The following is a 17,026-nucleotide window of genomic DNA, read 5'->3' on the forward strand; positions in this document are numbered from 1 at the left end:
AAAGAAGTCTAATATCTAACTTCTAACTTCTAATTTCTAATTATGGATTTGCAGTTTTAAGGTTTGCAGATGCATATTCTCTGTTCATTCTTGCGATGTTTTCTAGAGAGATTCCTTTCGGACATTCTACTTCACAAGCACCGGTGTTGGAGCAGTTTCCGAAGCCTTCTTCGTCCATAGCTTTCACCATATTCAGAACCCTTCTCGTAGCTTCTACACGACCTTGTGGCAACAATGCGAACTGAGATACTTTTGCACCCACGAACAACATTGCTGAGCCGTTTTTACAAGAAGCAACACAAGCACCACAACCTATACACGCCGCAGCATCCATCGCTTTGTCAGCGTCTTCTTTCGGAACCAGGATTGCGTTGGCATCTAAAGTGTTTCCAGAAGTGTTCACAGAAACGAATCCGCCGGCAGCCATTACTCTGTCGAAAGCACTTCTGTCAACCACCAAATCCTTGATCACCGGAAAAGCAGCACTTCTCCAAGGTTCGATGTGGATGGTTTCGCCATCTTTGAAATGACGCATATGCAGCTGGCACGTCGTAATTCCTGTATCTGGTCCGTGCGCTCTACCATTGATGTAAAGTGAACACATTCCGCAAATTCCCTCGCGACAATCGTGATCGAAAGCAACTGGATCTTGTCCGTTGTTGATCAACTGCTCGTTCAGGATATCCAACATTTCCAGGAATGAAGAATCCGTGGAAACGTCAGCTAATTTATAGCTTTCGAACTGACCTTTCGTTTTATTATTTTTTTGTCTCCAAATTTTCAGCGTAAGATTTAAGCCTTTTTTTGCACTCATTTTGTATATATTTTTGAATGGAGATTATTTGTAACTTCTTGCTTTAACTTCAATGTTCTCGTACACAAGGTCTTCTTTGTGCGCTACCGATTGATTGATGTCCATACCTTTGTATTCCCAGGCTGCAACGTATTTGTAATTCACATCGTCACGTTCTGCCTCACCTTCCGGTGTTGCGTGATCTTCACGGAAATGCCCTCCACAAGATTCATTTCTGTTTAGCGCATCGATAGCCATCAATTGTCCTAATTCTAGGAAATCTGCTACTCTGAATGCTTTCTCCAATTCTGGATTCATATTGTCAGAATCCCCAGGAACTCTCACATCTTTCCAGAAGTTGTTTCTCACTTCCTCGATTTCTTTGATCGCTTCTCTCAAGCCTTCAGGCGTTCTTCCCATCCCAACTTTGTTCCACATAATGTGCCCCAATTGTTTGTGGAAGTGATCTACTGTGTGCGTTCCTTTATTAGTTAAGAAGAAATTAATCTTATCCTTAACTTCTTTTTCAGCTTCGTTGAATTCTGGCGTATCCGTAGAAATCGCTCCAGTTCTGATGTCTGCAGAAAGATAATCTGCAATCGTGTAAGGTAAAACGAAATATCCGTCTGCCAAACCTTGCATCAAAGCAGAAGCCCCCAATCTGTTGGCACCGTGATCGGAGAAGTTGGCTTCACCAATTACGAAACATCCAGGAATTGTAGATTGAAGATTGTAATCAACCCAAACACCACCCATTGTGTAGTGAACTGCTGGATAAATTTTCATTGGTGTTTTGTAAGGATCATCGGCAGTGATCTTCTCGTACATTACGAACAAGTTACCGTATTTTTCCTCAATCCAAGCTTTTCCAAGATCATAGATCTGCTGATCTGTAGGATTATGAATATGTTTTTCGATAGCGGCCTCTTTACCTTTTTTCATAATTTCTGTAGAGAAATCCAGGTAAACACCTTCTTTCGTATCGTTGTTTTCGATTCCGTACCCAGCATCGCAACGTTCTTTTCCAGCTCTGGAAGCAACGTCTCTAGGAACCAAGTTTCCAAATGCAGGATATCTTCTTTCAAGATAATAATCTCTGTTTTCTTCTGCGATATTTTCTGGTCTTAATTTTCCTTCTCTGATGGCAACAGAATCTTCAATGTTTTTAGGAACCCAGATTCTTCCGGAGTTTCTAAGAGATTCTGACATCAAGGTCAATTTTGATTGCTGCGTTCCATGAACTGGAATACAAGTCGGGTGGATCTGAACATAACACGGATTTGCGAAATACGCTCCTTTTTTATGAATCTTCCAAGCGGCAGAAACGTTGGATCCCATTGCATTCGTAGAAAGGAAATAAACATTTCCGTAACCTCCAGAAGCAATAACCACTGCGTGAGCAGAATGTTTTTCTATTTCTCCAGTTACCAAATTTCTTGCGATGATTCCTCTTGCTTTTCCATCAACAATTACAAGATCTAGCATCTCGTGACGGTTGTGCATTTTGATTCTACCTTTACCGATTTGACGGCTCATTGCAGAATATGCGCCTAATAACAACTGTTGTCCAGTCTGTCCTTTTGCGTAGAACGTTCTTTTTACCTGAACACCACCGAATGAACGGTTGTCCAATTGTCCGCCATATTCTCTTCCGAATGGAACACCTTGTGCCACACATTGGTCGATGATATTAGCAGAAACTTCCGCCAATCTGTAGACGTTACCTTCTCTAGCACGGTAATCTCCACCTTTGATCGTATCGTAGAACAATCTGTAAGTTGAATCTCCATCACCTTGGTAATTTTTGGCAGCATTGATACCACCTTGAGCAGCAATAGAGTGTGCTCTTCTTGGAGAATCCTGATAGCAGAATGCCTTTACATTATAACCTTGCTCGGCAAGAGTCGCAGCAGCAGAACCGCCCGCTAATCCTGTTCCGATGATGATAATATCTATTTTGTCCCGGTTGTTTGGTGCAACCAAGTTCATGTGATCTTTATGATTTTTCCATTTGTCCTTAAGTGGACCAGCAGGAATTTTGGAATCTAAACCCATAATTTATTTTATTATTATTGAGTAACGAAATGATAAACAGCGATGATGATGAATCCTAGTGGAATAAGTACAGAGTACCAGTTTCCAAAAGCTTTGATGAAAGGCGTGTACTTAGGATGTCTTGCTCCGATGGACTGGAAAGAAGACTGGAAGCCGTGCGCCAAATGCAGACCTAACAGGACGAAAGAAATAATGTAAATTACAACTCTCCAAATGCTACTGAATTTACCGTGCAAATCTCCCCAGAAACGATTTTCCTCTACAGGAAGACCTTCGATGTACTTGTAATTCATTTCGTGGTACCAGAAATCATACATATGCAAAGCAAGAAATGCCAAGATCACAGCACCTGTAATGATCATATTTCTAGACATCCAGGTTGAGTTGGCTTCTCCTTTGTTCATCGCATACTTCACAGGTCGTGCTCTGTTGTTTCTGATTTCCAGAATGAATCCCATTACGAAATGGAAAATTACTGCGACCATCAATACTGGCTGCATTAAAAATTGAATCAAGGGATTGTATCCCATAAATTGAGAGGCATTGTTGTAAGCCGTTTCTCCGAAAATTGATAATAAATTTACGGAAAGATGCATTACCAAGAAGATCAGCAAAAACATTGCTGAAAGTGCCATAGCATATTTTCTGCCTATCGAAGACGTAGTCCCTGCCATAATTCTGTTTGTTATTTGAATTTCCACAAATTTAGAAAATAGTTGACCCAACTAACATTGAGAAATGTCACAAAAATACAGTTTGTAATCTTTCTAAATAACTTTAAGGGAATGTTAACGATATTTCAAATCTGATGGTCAATCTATATTATATGAAAAGAAAAATCCCGAAATTGATTCGGGATTCTGTCTATTATAATTCTTTTCTCAATCTTGCGACCGGAATGTTGAGTTGTTCTCTGTATTTTGCAATCGTTCTTCTAGCAATGTTGTAGCCTTTTTCTTTAAGAATCCCTACCAAAGCATCGTCTGTGCAGGGTTTTCTTTTGTTTTCTTTGTCAATGGCTTCTTGCAAATGTTGTTTGATTTCTTTGGTTGAAACTTCCTCGCCGTCATCATTGGTCAATGAATCGGAGAATAGGTTTTTCAAATAAACAATTCCATTTGGTGTGTCGGCGTACTTGCTTTTAACAACTCTGGAGATTGTGGAAATGTCAAATCCAGTAATATCGGCAACATCTTTCAGGATCATCGGTCTGATGTTTTTCTCGTCACCAGAGATGAAATAATCTTTTTGAAGCTTTACAATTGCTGTAATTGTTTGCAAAAGTGTATTCTGTCTTTGGTTAATAGCATCGATGTACCATTTTGCCGCATCCAGTTTTTGCTTAATGAAAAGCGCTGCCTGCTTGTGCTCAGCCGATTTTTTATCGTGAGAATATGTAGTTAAGATTTCCTTGTACTCGTCTGAAACTCGAAGTGAAGGAGCGTTTTTATTATTTAATGTTGGAATAACCTGGTTGTCCTTTACTTGAAGTACAAAATCCGGAATAATTTCTTGGTTAATGGTAATCGTTTGAGTGTCAAAGTTTCCACCAACTTTAGGCGATAATTTTGCAATCTCTTCTAAAGCATCTTTCAAATCCTCTTCCTCGATGTCGTATTTTTGGATGATTTTGTTGTAATGCTTATTGGCAAGCGCGTCAAATTGATTTCTCAAAATGTTTCCTGCCAGAATTACAGTTTTATTGGAGCTCACCTTTTTCTCGATTTGAAGCAAAAGACATTCTCTCAAATCTCTTGCGCCAACGCCTGGCGGGTCCAATTTCTGAACGTAATTTTCAAGAATATAAGTTACTCTCTCAATGGTTGTATAAATACCTTGTGAAAACGCTAAGTCGTCTACGATAGATTTGATATCTCTTCTCAAATACCCATCCGTGTCAAGATTTCCAATAACATATTCACAAATTTTCAAATCTTCTTCCTCAACCGTTGATAATCTGATTTGCTCCAAAAGATAATCGTAAAGCGTTTGCCCTTCCGTCAAAAGTGACTGATTGTCAAATTCTTCATCATCCGCAGAATAGTTGCTGCTGGCTGTTTTGTAAGCCGGCTCGTCATCATAAAGGTAATCGTTGACGTCGAAATCAGTCTCGATGCTTTCTGTGCCTTCGTTTTCGTAGGCTTCTTCAGCGGCTGTATAGTCGTCTTCTTTGCTTTCCTCCTCGTTTACTTTTTCCAAAGCAGGATTTTCCTCAAGCTCTCTTTCAAGTTCTTCTTCAAATTCCAAAGTATGAAGTTGTATCAGCTTCATCAGTTGAATCTGTTGTGGAGCAAGTTTTTGTCCGAGTCTAAGTTGTAGATTTTGCTTTAGCATATTGGTAACGTTTATCAATTATGATTAACTTTTACGAAGTTAAAAAATAATTTTCAAAAAACAGTAGCTTTAGCACGATTTTTGATGAGTTAATAAAAGTTAACAAAAAACCTTCAGATTTTTCTGAAGGTTTTTTGCGTTTATTCTACCAAATTTTTATTCTTTTTTCAGGAGCCACATACAGTTTGTCCCCAGGCTTTATATCGAATGCTTTTTGGAACGCATCCATATTCACCAATGGTCCGAAACTTCTGTAATAACCCGGCGAGTGTGGGTCTGTCTTCACCTGATTGGTCATATACTTGTCGGTAGATTTGGTTTTCCAAACGGTTGCCCAACTCATAAAGAATCTTTGGTCCTGTGTCAAACCACTGATTTCTCCTGGATTTCCGTGGTCTTTCAAATACATTTGTAATGCGGTATAGGCCACATTGATTCCGCCCAAATCGCCAATGTTTTCACCACTTGTGAATTTTCCATTGACAAAACTTCCTGTCACTGGCTCATATTTATCATATTGCGCCGCTAGTTGTCCCACTTTTTCGTCAAAGTTTTTTCTGTCACTTTCTGTCCACCAATTATTTAAGTTTCCATCGCCATCAAATCGCGACCCACTGTCATCAAATCCGTGAGAGATTTCGTGACCGATAACGCCACCAATTCCGCCAAAGTTAACCGCAGGGTCTGCATTGAAGTGGAAAAACGGAGGTTGCAAAATCGCAGCCGGGAAAACAATCTCATTATTAGAAGAGCTGTAGTAGGCATTTACAGTTTGTGGCGACATTCCCCATTCTGTTTTATCTACGGGTTTTCCTATTTTGTCAAGGTTTTTAGCATAGCTCCATTCAGAGATTTTCTGAAGATTATTGTAGTAAGTTCCATTGTTTGAAGCCAGTTGCAAATTCAGTTTAGAGTAATCTTTCCATTTGTCTGGATAAGCAATCTTCACTTTGAATTTTGATAACTTTTCCAAAGCTTTTTCTCTCGTCACAGGCGACATCCATTCTATATTTTCTATGTGCAGTTTGAAGGATTTTTTAATATAATCTACATAGGTTTCCATTTTTTGTTTCGCTTCTGCCGGGAAATATTTCTCAACATAAAGCTTTCCAAATGCTTCTCCCAAAACGCCATTGATGACGCCAAGTCCACGCTTTTCCATAGAACGTTGCTCCTGCTGACCCTGCAAATATTTGGAATAGAAATCAAAACGGATATTGTCCAGATTCTGATTGAGATTCCCCGCATTGTTGTTCAGTAGGTCATATTTCATATATTCTTTGATGAGACCGATGTTTTTATCAGTCATCCAAGAATCCATATTTTGATAATATTTTAATTCGCCGATGATGACCTTGTCTGTGTTGACACCAACTGTTTTCAGATAATCTGGTAGGTTGACGTTTTTTACCAAAGGCTTTAGTTCTTCTACAGTTTTGGGATTGTAACGCAAATTCGCATCACGACCTTGTTCCAAAGTCAAAAGGTCTTGCGCCAGTTTCTTTTCAAAATCAACAATTTGCTGAGCGGTGATATCTGGATTATTGTTTCCAAGAACTGTTTCCAGTTTGGCAACATAATTTTTATATTCGGCCAATGTTTTTGTGTTGGCTTCATTCACTTTTTGATAGTAATCTTTGCCCAGACCTAAACTTGGTCCACCAAGATAAACAGCGTTCATCACCGAGTTTTTCATATCTGCACCCACTCGCCAACCGTAAAAAGGATTGTCTCCGGAAGGCGTTGCTTCTATCAGATATCTCTGTAAATCTTTTACATTTTTAATTGCATCGATTTTTGTCAATTGAGATTTGATAGGATTGATTCCTTCCGCATTTCTCTTGTCCCAATCGATGAAAGTTCCATAAAGTGCCTGGATTTTTTCGCCTTCGGAATTAGATGCGAATTTCTCAGAAAGTACTTTGTTCAAAATATCCAATGATGCCACATCCACATCTTCCCTCAAAGCGTTGAACGAACCCCAACTTGGTTTGTCCGATGGAATCACAGCGGTTTTCATCCAGCCTCCATTGACATAATTATAGAAATCATCCTGAGCTCTTACGGATTTGTCCATATAAGAAAGATTAAGTCCTTCTTCTTTTATTTCCTTTGGTGCTTCTAATTCTTTTTTCGGTTCCTCCACTGCGGTTTTCTGTGATGTAGAGCAAGATTCCAGATAAAATGTTGCTGCAACAGTCAGGATGTAAACGCTGATTTTTTTCATTGAGATTTATTTTAATGCTTTCAAAAGTATGGAATTTTAATTTTTTAGAGGTAATCTGAAATGAAAAATCCCACTCGATATGAATGGGATTTTGATATTTAGAATTTAAAACTCTGCATTTTTAGGCGTTCTTGGGAAAGGAATTACGTCTCTGATGTTCGTCATTCCAGTTACGAAAAGTACCAATCTTTCAAGACCTAATCCAAACCCGGCGTGTGGCACAGAACCGAATTTTCTAGTATCGAGATACCACCAAAGTTCGTGCTCGTCAACACCGAAGTCTTTCATTTTTTCAAGAAGAACGTCGTGTCTTGCTTCTCTCTCAGAACCGCCAATGATTTCACCGATTCCAGGGAAAAGAACGTCCATCGCGGCAACCGTTTTTCCGTCATCATTCAATTTCATATAGAAAGCCTTGATTTCTTTTGGATAATCGAAAAGGACAACTGGTGTTTCGAAATGTTTCTCCACCAAATATCTTTCGTGCTCAGACTGCAAATCGGTTCCCCATTTCTCAATTGGATATTGGAATTTACCTTTTTTATTTTCTTTCGAGTTTAATAAAATCTCAATCGCTTCGGTGTAAGAAACTCTCTTGAAACGCTTCGCTACCACGTTTTGAAGTTTTTCAATCAAGCCTTCTTTTGCTCTATCTTTCTCAGGTTTTGATTTCTGCTCTTCTTCGAAACGTTTGTCTAGGAACTCCAAATCGTCTTTGCAGTTATCCAAAACATACTGAATCACATATTTCAAGAAATCCTCAGCAAGGTCAATGTTATTTTCAAGATTGTTGAACGCAACTTCTGGCTCAATCATCCAGAACTCAGCTAAGTGACGCGTTGTATTAGAATTTTCTGCACGGAAAGTCGGTCCGAAAGTATAAATTCTTCCCAATCCCATTGCTGCAGTTTCGCCTTCCAATTGTCCAGAAACGGTCAAGTTGGTTTTCTTTCCGAAAAAATCCTGAGAGAAATCGATTTCGCCTTCTTCGGTTTTCGGCATATTATTAAGGTCAAAATTCGTAACGCCGAACATTTCGCCAGCGCCTTCCGCATCAGCGCCAGTGATGATTGGTGTGTTGATGTAGAAAAATTGATTCTGATTAAAGAACGAGTGAATCGCAAAACTCACCGAGTGACGGATTCTGAAAACCGCCCCAAAAACATTGGTTCTGAATCTCAAATGTGCCTGCTCACGCAATTTCTCCAAACTGTGTTTCTTTGGCTGAAGAATTGTCGATTGCAATTCCTCAAAAAAATTGTCGCCCAGAATCGTGATTTTTTTCGCAATGATTTCCACGGTTTGTCCCGCGCCTTGGCTTTCTACCACTTCACCTACAATTTTCAAAGACGAAGCCGTATTGATTTTCTTGATGGTTTCCTCATCAAAACTTTCAAAATCAACCACGATTTGCAAATTATTAATCGTAGAACCATCATTTAGCGCGATAAAACGATTGGAACGGAAAGCCCGAACCCAACCCTGAACGGTAATGTCGTGATGTAATACTTTTTTGTAATCTGCTAGTAGGTCTTTAATTGTCTGTCGTTTCATTGTACAAAATTAATGTGCGCAAATTTACGAAAAAACGTTGTAAATAGATATTAGATATTAGACTTTAGATATTAGATTGAAAATTAATGCTTTTAAATTCTCAATTATTGAAAAATTTAATTCAACAAAACAGATTTTTTCAACAGTTTTCCGTTTCGGATTTTCCAGGCGTGATAGGAACTTGGAACATCAAACTGCCATTTCGGTAAGATTAAAATAATCAATATGACATCCAAATGCGATATGAAACCCAAAATCACACAAAGATAAAATGCCCAGCCAGCCTCAGAAAATCCAATGAGAGAAGTGAAAGCGATGAGCAAACTCAATCCCCAAAGTTTGGCCAACCAAGCGTGTGTGCAGGTTTCTTTCCCGAATTTCCAAAGGCTGATGTTGTAGCACAAAGCTTCCATTATGAAAATCAAAGCGATACTTTTCCAGTGTTCGTCGATGATTTTCGGATTCAAAAAATAAGTAGCGAAACCAATTGATAACCAAAAAACCAAATCGGTTTGACTGTCCAGTCGTCGCAATTTTTCTGATGAAACGCCAACTTTCCGGGCGATGATTCCATCAAAAATATCGGTGAACAATCCGAGATACATTAATATTAAAATCAAATTCCGGGAATTTTCAATTTCAAAATAAGCCAACAGGAAGATAATTGGCGCAAGTAGAAACCTTATAGCGATGAGAATATATGGTAACTTTTTCATAATTAATGTTTTAAAGATTATGGGATACGTTTGAATTTTTCTGCGTAATTAATCGTTCGGCCGGCCCACATTAGAAAAAGGAAAGAACCGTTGTTATCGTTGTAGCTGTGAATCACAAGATTATTGTCTGCCGTCAAACCGATTCTGGATTGGGAAACTTCGCATCCGCCAAGAAAATAGGGGATTCCGGTGCATTTTGTCGTTCTGTTTTTCAAGGTCAAGATGCCGTTTTTCAAAGTGGCGTTCAACTTGTAAGAATGTTTCACCGAATCATTTTTGAATAATGTCAATTCCAGTTCGTAGAGTTTATTGTCCAATTTTTTAGATTTGATTTCCAACAAGTCACAATCTTCCAAACCTTGATTTTTCAAATCCAACATTCTGGCAATTCCTATGGATTCGCTTGGTTTTGAAATTAATGAACTTGAGTTGTCATAACTTTTGAATTCGTATTTTCCTTCGATGGTTTTCCCGTTGTTTTCAGAAATCTTTGCCAAATCATCTTTGATTAATTTTCTGTCAAAACTGACGCAAGATGTTAGCGTGGTAAGAAAAATGGCGAGTCCTAATATTTTCGTTTTCATAATTTTATCTTTTAATGATGATGTAAAATTATATTTGAAACTCAACTTTCTCAATGCGGAAAAGAATTAATATTTTTTCTAAATTTGTGAAAATCGCAAAAGATGTATCAGGAACTTTTATTGAAACAGATTCGAAGCAAAATTGGAGACAAATCTCTGAACGATGAGATTGCCAACGTCCTCAACATCAGCTACGACGCATCGCATCGAAGAACTTCGATGAAATCTAAATTTTCTCTGGAAGAAAGTCTGGTTTTGGCAAAATTCTATAACATTTCGCTCGACAGTTTTATGGAAAGCGACAACCAAATCATTGCGAAGAAAACCAAACCCATCATAACCGTTACGGATTTGCTCAATTATTTTGATGACGCCTTGCATCTGCTGAATGATTTCAAAATCAACAAAGAAACCGAGGTTTACTATTCCGCGAAGGATATTCCGTTTTTTTATACGATTTCGGATTCGGTTTTGTCGAGATTTAAGTTGTTTGTCTGGATGAATCTTTTGAATGAAAAAGACTTTATGCAACCGTTCGACGATTTCAAATTAGAACGATATTCCGACAAGAGTGAAGATTTGAAAAGCCTTTATGAAAATCTGAATGTCACAGAAATCTGGAACAACACGACCATTTCCAGCATTCTGAATCAGGTTTTATTCTATTCAGAAATCGAAATTCTATCTAAGGAAACTGCGAAATTAATTCTCGAGGAACTGAAAATCTTAATCAAAAGTATCGAGAAAAAAGCAGAAAATGAAAACAAAAATTTCCACATCTATGCCCACGATATTCTGATTCTCAACAACAGTATTTTATTCAAAAACGAAGAAAAATCGTCGCTTTTCGTGCCCTACAATATGTTCGGATATATGATGACGGATGACCAAAGTACTTGTGATGATGCGCACAATTTCTTTCAGCATCAAATCAAAAACTCGACATCGCTGAGCTTTTCCGGACAACGAGACCGCAAAAAATTTTTCAATAGTATGTTGGAGAGAATAGAAACTTTGAAGAACTCGATTTAAGAATTACTCATCCTTTTTCGAAGGCACCAGGAAAACATCCATCAAACCTTCCGGCAAAAACATTTTTATGAATTTCTCTTCCCGATTCACTTCCAGAATCCAATCTCTGATAAGTGGAATAATGATTTCTTTTCCGGCAAGATTCAAAATGAAATAATTCTGAGCCGTCATATCGTTGATGGAAACAATCGTTCCGCAAGATTTTCCATCTTCTTCACGGATTTCGAAACCGACAACCTCGTGGTAATAGAATTTTTTCCCAGTCAAAGGCGGAAGCGTAGAAAGCGGAAGGTAAACACCTTTCCCAATGGTCTGATTCACCAGAGCTTCGGAAGAATTTTTGAAGGAAAGGATTTTCGTGTCGCCTCTCTGCCACTGCTGTTTTTCAACAAAAAACGGAACCAGCAATCCATTGATTTCCAAAAAAATCGATGTCAGTTTATCGTACATTTCTGGTTGGTCTGTATCCAGTTTTAGGATGACGTTTCCTTGCAGTCCGTGCGTTCTGGTAATGGTTCCTAAAAAATAGCAGTCTTCTTTTCTCATTATTTCCGGTGGTGAATTTTATTAAACAACAAAGACACGAGATTATCGTGTCTTTGAGATTGTATCTTTTTGTAAAGAATTAAGCCTGAGTTTCTTCAGTTCCTTCTGCCTCAGCAGTTGGTTCTTCAGTCGCAGTTTCTTCAGTTGCAACTTCTTCAGCAGGTGCGTTTGCAGCCTCTTCAGCAGCTTTTGCATCAGCTTCAGCTTTCGCAGCAGCGTCAATTCTTGCTTGGTTTACTTTAGCTTCAGCTTCCAAAGCCGCTTTCTTAGCGTCAGATTTTGCTGTAGATAAACCTTCAACTTTACCTTGTACTTTAGCATCTTTAGCGTCAACCCAAGCAGCGAATCTCTTCTCAGCTTCAGCCTCGTCAAAAGCACCTTTAGCCACACCACCTTGAAGGTGTTTTTTGTACAAAGCACCTTTGTAAGAAAGGATTGCTCTTGCAGTGTCAGTTGGCTGTGCACCGTTGTTCAACCATTTAACAGCAGAATCAACATTCAAATCGATAGTTGCTGGGTTTGTAATTGGGTTGTAAGTACCTAATTTTTCGATGAATCTACCATCTCTTCTAGCTCTTGCATCCGCAACTACGATGTGGAAGAAAGGTTTTCCTTTCGAACCGTGTCTTTGTAATCTGATTTTTACTGACATATAATTTTAAAATTGTGGGAACACGTCCCGGTTAAATATTAAGTGTGCAAAGATATACAAAATTTTCGATTACGAAAAATTTTAGTTAGAAGTTGGTAGCCAGATGTCAAAAGTTTTTTCAAACCTGGAATATTGAATAAAAAAACTTTGAATCTTCGGAGCCGGGAACCTGCTTTCCGTTGCAATTCCTCGCGCCTGGCTTTTGCCATCGCCTGCTGTGGGATTTCCACTGCAATCAGGGCTATGGGATTCGTCATCCAATTAAGGATTTGTCAAAGTTTAGAGCCTATTTAAATTTCATCAAAATTATTTCCCCAACCCTAAAGGGTGTAATTTTGATGAAATTTTCAATACGTTTTTCCACCCTTTAGGGGAAAGAAAACGTTTTGAAAATTTTATTTTTGAATCATTTTTAAACAGACTCTTAGATAGTTATCAAAAATTCAAGTCGAATAACTAAGTCATCAAAAAATCGAAGATTTCCAAACTTATATGTCCTTAATTGAACTACCTCACAAATCTTATCATCGACTTAAGTGTTAAAAACTTTTGCGCCTGTTGTGGTTAAAAACATTAGTTCAAAGCTTTCTTATAAGTCTCCAAAGCCCTTTCCCTCGCAAATTTATGCTCTACGATTCGGTTCTCCACAATGTCTTTTTCAAAATCAGGATTCCATTTTCGGATGTATTTCAAATCCTTGTCAAACTTCTTCGTCTGCTCATCCGGATTGAAAACCCGGAAATACGGCGCCGCATCGCAACCACAACCTGCCGCCCATTGCCAGTTTCCGTTGTTGGCTGAAAGGTCGTAGTCCAACAATTTCTTTGCAAAATAAGCTTCGCCCCAGCGCCAGTCAATCAAAAGATGTTTTGTGAGGAAACTGGCAGTGACCATTCGGATTCTGTTGTGCATTCTGCCGGTTTGGTTCAATTGGCGCATTCCTGCATCTACAATGGGATAGCCGGTTTCGCCGTTGCACCATTTTTCAAATTCGGATTCGTTGTTTCGCCACGGGATATTTTCGTATTTCTCTTTGAAACAATAATTGACAACCTTCGGAAAGTGAAAGAGGATTTGCATAAAGAACTCCCGCCAAATCAATTCATTCAGCCAGGTTTCATTGTGGCTCAATGCGAATTTCACACATTTGCGAACGGAGATGGTTCCAAACCTGAGCGCAATTCCCAAATGCGTCGTCGCATCCAAAGCTGGGAAATCCCGTTTTTTATCGTAGTCATCAATGATTTTCGATTCTAGCGTTGGTTCTTCAAAATCAAAATCTGTTTTCTCAAATCCGATTTTTTTTAAGCTCAATATTTTCGTCGAGGGTAATTTCAGAAATTGGGTTTTATCAATCTTAACCGATTTGTAATCGTCTTCAGTCAAAAGTTTTTTCCACTTGTTAGAGAAAGGTGTGTAAACTGTGTAAGGTTCGCCGTTGTCCTTTGCGACTTCATTCTTTTCAAAAATAATTTGGTCTTTAAAATCAAGGAAATCAATGCTTTTTGAATTGAGAAATTTCTTAATTTCATCATCTCTTTTAATTGCTGACGGTTCATAATCCCGATTGCAATAGACCGATTGCAAATCATACTCCTTCTGCAATTGTTTAAAAATCTCCAAAGTTTTTCCGTGGAAAGTGAGAAGATTGCTTCCAGATTCTTTCAGCTCCAGATTGATTTTTTCTAAAGCCTGATGAATGTAATCAACTCGGCGGTCATATTTATCTTCAAGCTGACCCAAGATTTCCTTATCAAAAATAAAAATCGGAATCACTTTCTCGCCGGACTTCAAAGCTTCGGACAGACCTTTGTTGTCTTCCAAACGAAGGTCGCGTCGAAACCAGAATATTGAAACTTTTTGCATTGATTATGTTTAAAATTATAAAAGACCTTCCGCAAATAGAAAACTAATAATTGCGGAAAAAGTCGTCGCAAGAAAAGTGGAAATAAAAACGGCTAAATTATCCCGCGTTTTGCCTGTGATTTTTTTTATAACCAAATAACAAACCACATAGGTCGGAATCAGGAAAAAGAAATTAAAAGCTTGAAGGAAAGTTACAATCAAATAGAGAAAAGAAATTCCGGCAAAAGTCCCTACAAGTACACCCAAAAAACTTCTGTACAAAGTCTTCTTGTCAACTTTCTCGTTTTCTTGATTGCTTTTAAAAATGAGGTATTTCTCTAAAATAAAATTAAATAATTCATCATCATTTAAAATCTCAGATGAAATTGTTGGTTCTATTTCTTCAAAAAAATGGCCTTTTTCCACCATTTTATTGACTTCGAAAGCAATTCTTCCTTTTTCCTTAACGATAACTTTTTTGTGATTGGCCTTCTCGAAGAATTCGTCATCATAGCCTCTCTCGGTTATGATTTCCTGCATATCCCGATTGATTTTGCCGGAGTTGTCCAGCAATTCGTTGTAGGCAATCAGCAATTCTTGTTCGCTGAAATTCTTGTAGATATTCATTATTCCAAACTTCCCATATAGAACAATCCCAAACATTGCTGGTTTTCTTCGATGGTCAAAGCATCTTTCAGTTGCTCAACGATTTTTGGAGAACTCCAATAACAACCGATATTGTTTGCCGTGCAAGTCAAATACATATTCTGGACCGCCATAGAAACGGCCGAAATCTCCTCCCAATCTGGAACCAATCCACTGAAATTGACCACGATTGAAACCACAACATTCGCTTTTGAAATCTTAAAGCCAATATCATCATATTTCTTCTGAAGAAACTGAGCTTCTGCTGTGGAATTTTTATATATGTTTTGAAGTTCCAATCCCAATTTTTGCTTTTCCTCACCTTGGAAAGTTTTGAAACGCCAAGGTTTTGTGCGCTTGTGATTGGGCGCCATAACGGCGTTGCTTAGTATTTCGTCAAGAATATGTTGAGGGATTTCTTTGTCGGAGTAGTCTTTTGGGAAGATGCTTCTGCGCTCTTCTATGATATTTTTTAAAATTTTAGCGTTTTCCATATTCAAAGATACAAGAATCAAGGCAAAAGGACAAAGTGATAAGACTCACGCTGGAAACTTCCATCATCCATCACCCGACTTCCATCACTCTAAAAAACCTCCACAATTTCCTGTCCGATTTTATTGAGGACAAAGGAATCGCCGGCTTGCATTCCCATCATCGTTTGCGCCATTGGACTTTCTGGCGAGATGGCGTAGAAGCGGTCGCCTTGGAAGAAAAATTCACCCAAAGAAACCGAAATGTAAAAACGAGCTTTGTTTGTGATGACCAGCGAGCCGAGTTTCACCTTGTCGGAAACGGAGTTCAGGACTCTTCGCATTTCGCGTTGCATATTTTTCAGCGAAACCATTTGTTTGTCCAAAAGATAAATTTCCTCCTGGATTTCTTCTCTTATCGAATCGTATTTTGAAGTTTTCTTGATGTCCCGGCTGGCTTCCAGAGAGAAATTAAGGTAAAACTCAAGCGTCTTCACTTTCCCCGAAATGCTGTCATTCACAAAATTGCGCAACTCACTTTTATCGTAAACCGTCTTCTGCATAAATCCAATTTTGAATAAAGATAATAATTAATAAAATAAATAAAAAACCTCTCTAAAAATATTTAGAAAGGTATATTTCAACTATGAAAATCATAAATTATTCCAAAACCAAAGCTGTTTATTTCTTGATAAAATAATTCCAAATGGCTTTTGTAATATCTGCAATGATTTTCTCGGTGTCTTCTCTCGGTTCGGTAATGTTTTTCAGATAAATGGAAAGGAAAAAATGTTTACCATTCGGAAGTTTCACTATTCCAATATCGTTCATCGCGACACGCAAATTTTTATCATTTGTTCCGGAAATTCCAGTTCTGTGCGCCAATTCTGTTCCGTCGGGAAGCCCAGCTTTCATCCAAGTTGTTCCTCTGGAACATTCAACCATTATTTGATAGAGATATTTTGTGGTGGCTTTTTTCAGAACTTTTCCGTTGTAGAATTTGTCTAATAATTCTGTCGTTGCAATCGGTGTTGTGGTGTTGATGTAGAGATTTTCCCAAGTCCGCATTTGGTCTTCATTCATTTTGATGGTAAAATCTTTGACACCAATTTTATTAATGAATTTCTGAACCGTTTCCGTTCCGCCAATCAATTCCAAAAGAATATCGCAACCGTTATTATCGCTGTGAGAAACCGTGTAGCGCAACAATTGGTCAATGGTCAAATCCATATTGCCATTGGGGAATTCTTCACGGATTGGACTCCAAGTATCTTCCTTCAAATCTTCTTTTTTAATGAAAACTTTCTGATTCAGAGCCAGTTTACCTTTGTCCACTTCGTTCAAAACCGCCAGCGCAATGTGGAATTTGAAGACGCTCATCATCGGCATATTCATATTTCCATTGATGCTCAAAGTGTCTTGGTTTTCAATTCCTTTTAATGAAATCCCGACTGTTGCATTTTTTGCGGAAATGATTTGATTAATTTCTTTCCGAAGTTCATCCATATTTTGAGCAAATGTCTGAATAGAAAAAAGAAATAGACAAAATAGAGTGATTATTTTTTTCATAATG

At 38.3% G+C, this 17,026-nt stretch carries 16 protein-coding genes; 1 reads left to right on the forward strand and 15 read right to left on the reverse strand.

Annotated features, from left to right (window positions below; translation table 11 throughout):
* Positions 1–40 precede the first annotated feature (40 nt).
* From PQ459_05620 to PQ459_05655, 8 genes are all read right to left on the reverse strand, one after another.
* Positions 41–814, reverse strand: coding sequence for a succinate dehydrogenase/fumarate reductase iron-sulfur subunit (locus PQ459_05620; GenBank protein WDF47959.1), 774 nt, complete (start codon positions 812–814; stop codon positions 41–43).
* Between the two features lie 24 nt (positions 815–838).
* On the reverse strand, positions 839–2,851 hold the full coding sequence (locus PQ459_05625; protein WDF48691.1) for a fumarate reductase/succinate dehydrogenase flavoprotein subunit: 2,013 nt from the start codon (positions 2,849–2,851) through the stop codon (positions 839–841).
* 11 nt (positions 2,852–2,862) lie between these two features.
* Positions 2,863–3,522 carry a succinate dehydrogenase cytochrome b subunit gene (locus tag PQ459_05630; protein ID WDF47960.1) on the reverse strand — a complete coding sequence of 220 codons (660 nt, stop codon included), beginning with the start codon at positions 3,520–3,522 and terminating at the stop codon, positions 2,863–2,865.
* Positions 3,523–3,715: 193 nt separating this feature from the next.
* Positions 3,716–5,182, reverse strand: coding sequence for an RNA polymerase factor sigma-54 (rpoN, locus tag PQ459_05635; GenBank protein ID WDF47961.1), 1,467 nt, complete (start codon positions 5,180–5,182; stop codon positions 3,716–3,718).
* A 145-nt stretch (positions 5,183–5,327) separates the two neighbouring features.
* Complete coding sequence (locus PQ459_05640) at positions 5,328–7,409, reverse strand: M13 family metallopeptidase (protein ID WDF47962.1); 2,082 nt, start codon at positions 7,407–7,409, stop codon at positions 5,328–5,330.
* Between the two features lie 105 nt (positions 7,410–7,514).
* Positions 7,515–8,963 carry an asparagine--tRNA ligase gene (gene asnS, locus PQ459_05645; GenBank protein ID WDF47963.1) on the reverse strand — a complete coding sequence of 483 codons (1,449 nt, stop codon included), beginning with the start codon at positions 8,961–8,963 and terminating at the stop codon, positions 7,515–7,517.
* Between the two features lie 116 nt (positions 8,964–9,079).
* On the reverse strand, positions 9,080–9,679 hold the full coding sequence (locus tag PQ459_05650; GenBank protein ID WDF47964.1) for a CDP-alcohol phosphatidyltransferase family protein: 600 nt from the start codon (positions 9,677–9,679) through the stop codon (positions 9,080–9,082).
* Between the two features lie 17 nt (positions 9,680–9,696).
* Complete coding sequence (locus tag PQ459_05655) at positions 9,697–10,263, reverse strand: hypothetical protein (GenBank protein ID WDF47965.1); 567 nt, start codon at positions 10,261–10,263, stop codon at positions 9,697–9,699.
* 102 nt (positions 10,264–10,365) lie between these two features.
* Here PQ459_05655 and PQ459_05660 point away from each other — a divergent pair, with 102 nt between their 5' ends.
* The gene (locus PQ459_05660) at positions 10,366–11,295 is read left to right on the forward strand and encodes an XRE family transcriptional regulator (GenBank protein ID WDF47966.1); all 930 of its coding nucleotides are present in this window, start codon (positions 10,366–10,368) and stop codon (positions 11,293–11,295) included.
* A gap of 3 nt (positions 11,296–11,298) precedes the next feature.
* On the opposite strand, the gene rimM is transcribed toward PQ459_05660, so the two are convergent.
* From rimM to bla, 7 genes are all read right to left on the reverse strand, one after another.
* Positions 11,299–11,841: a ribosome maturation factor RimM gene (gene rimM / locus PQ459_05665; GenBank protein ID WDF47967.1), complete on the reverse strand. Its 543-nt coding sequence runs from the start codon at positions 11,839–11,841 to the stop codon at positions 11,299–11,301.
* Between the two features lie 79 nt (positions 11,842–11,920).
* Entirely contained in the window at positions 11,921–12,493 is a 573-nt protein-coding gene (locus tag PQ459_05670; GenBank protein ID WDF47968.1) for a 30S ribosomal protein S16, read from the reverse strand.
* Between the two features lie 573 nt (positions 12,494–13,066).
* Complete coding sequence (locus PQ459_05675; GenBank protein ID WDF47969.1) at positions 13,067–14,359, reverse strand: deoxyribodipyrimidine photo-lyase; 1,293 nt, start codon at positions 14,357–14,359, stop codon at positions 13,067–13,069.
* A 15-nt stretch (positions 14,360–14,374) separates the two neighbouring features.
* Complete coding sequence (locus PQ459_05680) at positions 14,375–14,965, reverse strand: hypothetical protein (GenBank protein WDF47970.1); 591 nt, start codon at positions 14,963–14,965, stop codon at positions 14,375–14,377.
* Positions 14,965–15,477, reverse strand: coding sequence for a nitroreductase (locus PQ459_05685; protein WDF47971.1), 513 nt, complete (start codon positions 15,475–15,477; stop codon positions 14,965–14,967). Before PQ459_05685 ends, PQ459_05680 begins: the two co-directional genes overlap by 1 nt.
* 89 nt (positions 15,478–15,566) lie before the next feature.
* Complete coding sequence (locus PQ459_05690) at positions 15,567–16,016, reverse strand: hypothetical protein (protein ID WDF47972.1); 450 nt, start codon at positions 16,014–16,016, stop codon at positions 15,567–15,569.
* 118 nt (positions 16,017–16,134) lie between these two features.
* Positions 16,135–17,022 (reverse strand): class A beta-lactamase, subclass A2, encoded by an 888-nt coding sequence (gene bla / locus PQ459_05695; GenBank protein ID WDF47973.1) that lies wholly within the window; start codon positions 17,020–17,022, stop codon positions 16,135–16,137.
* Positions 17,023–17,026 lie beyond the last annotated feature (4 nt).

The organism is Chryseobacterium sp. KACC 21268, assembly GCA_028736075.1.
In the GTDB taxonomy this organism is placed as follows: Bacteria; Bacteroidota; Bacteroidia; order Flavobacteriales; family Weeksellaceae; genus Epilithonimonas.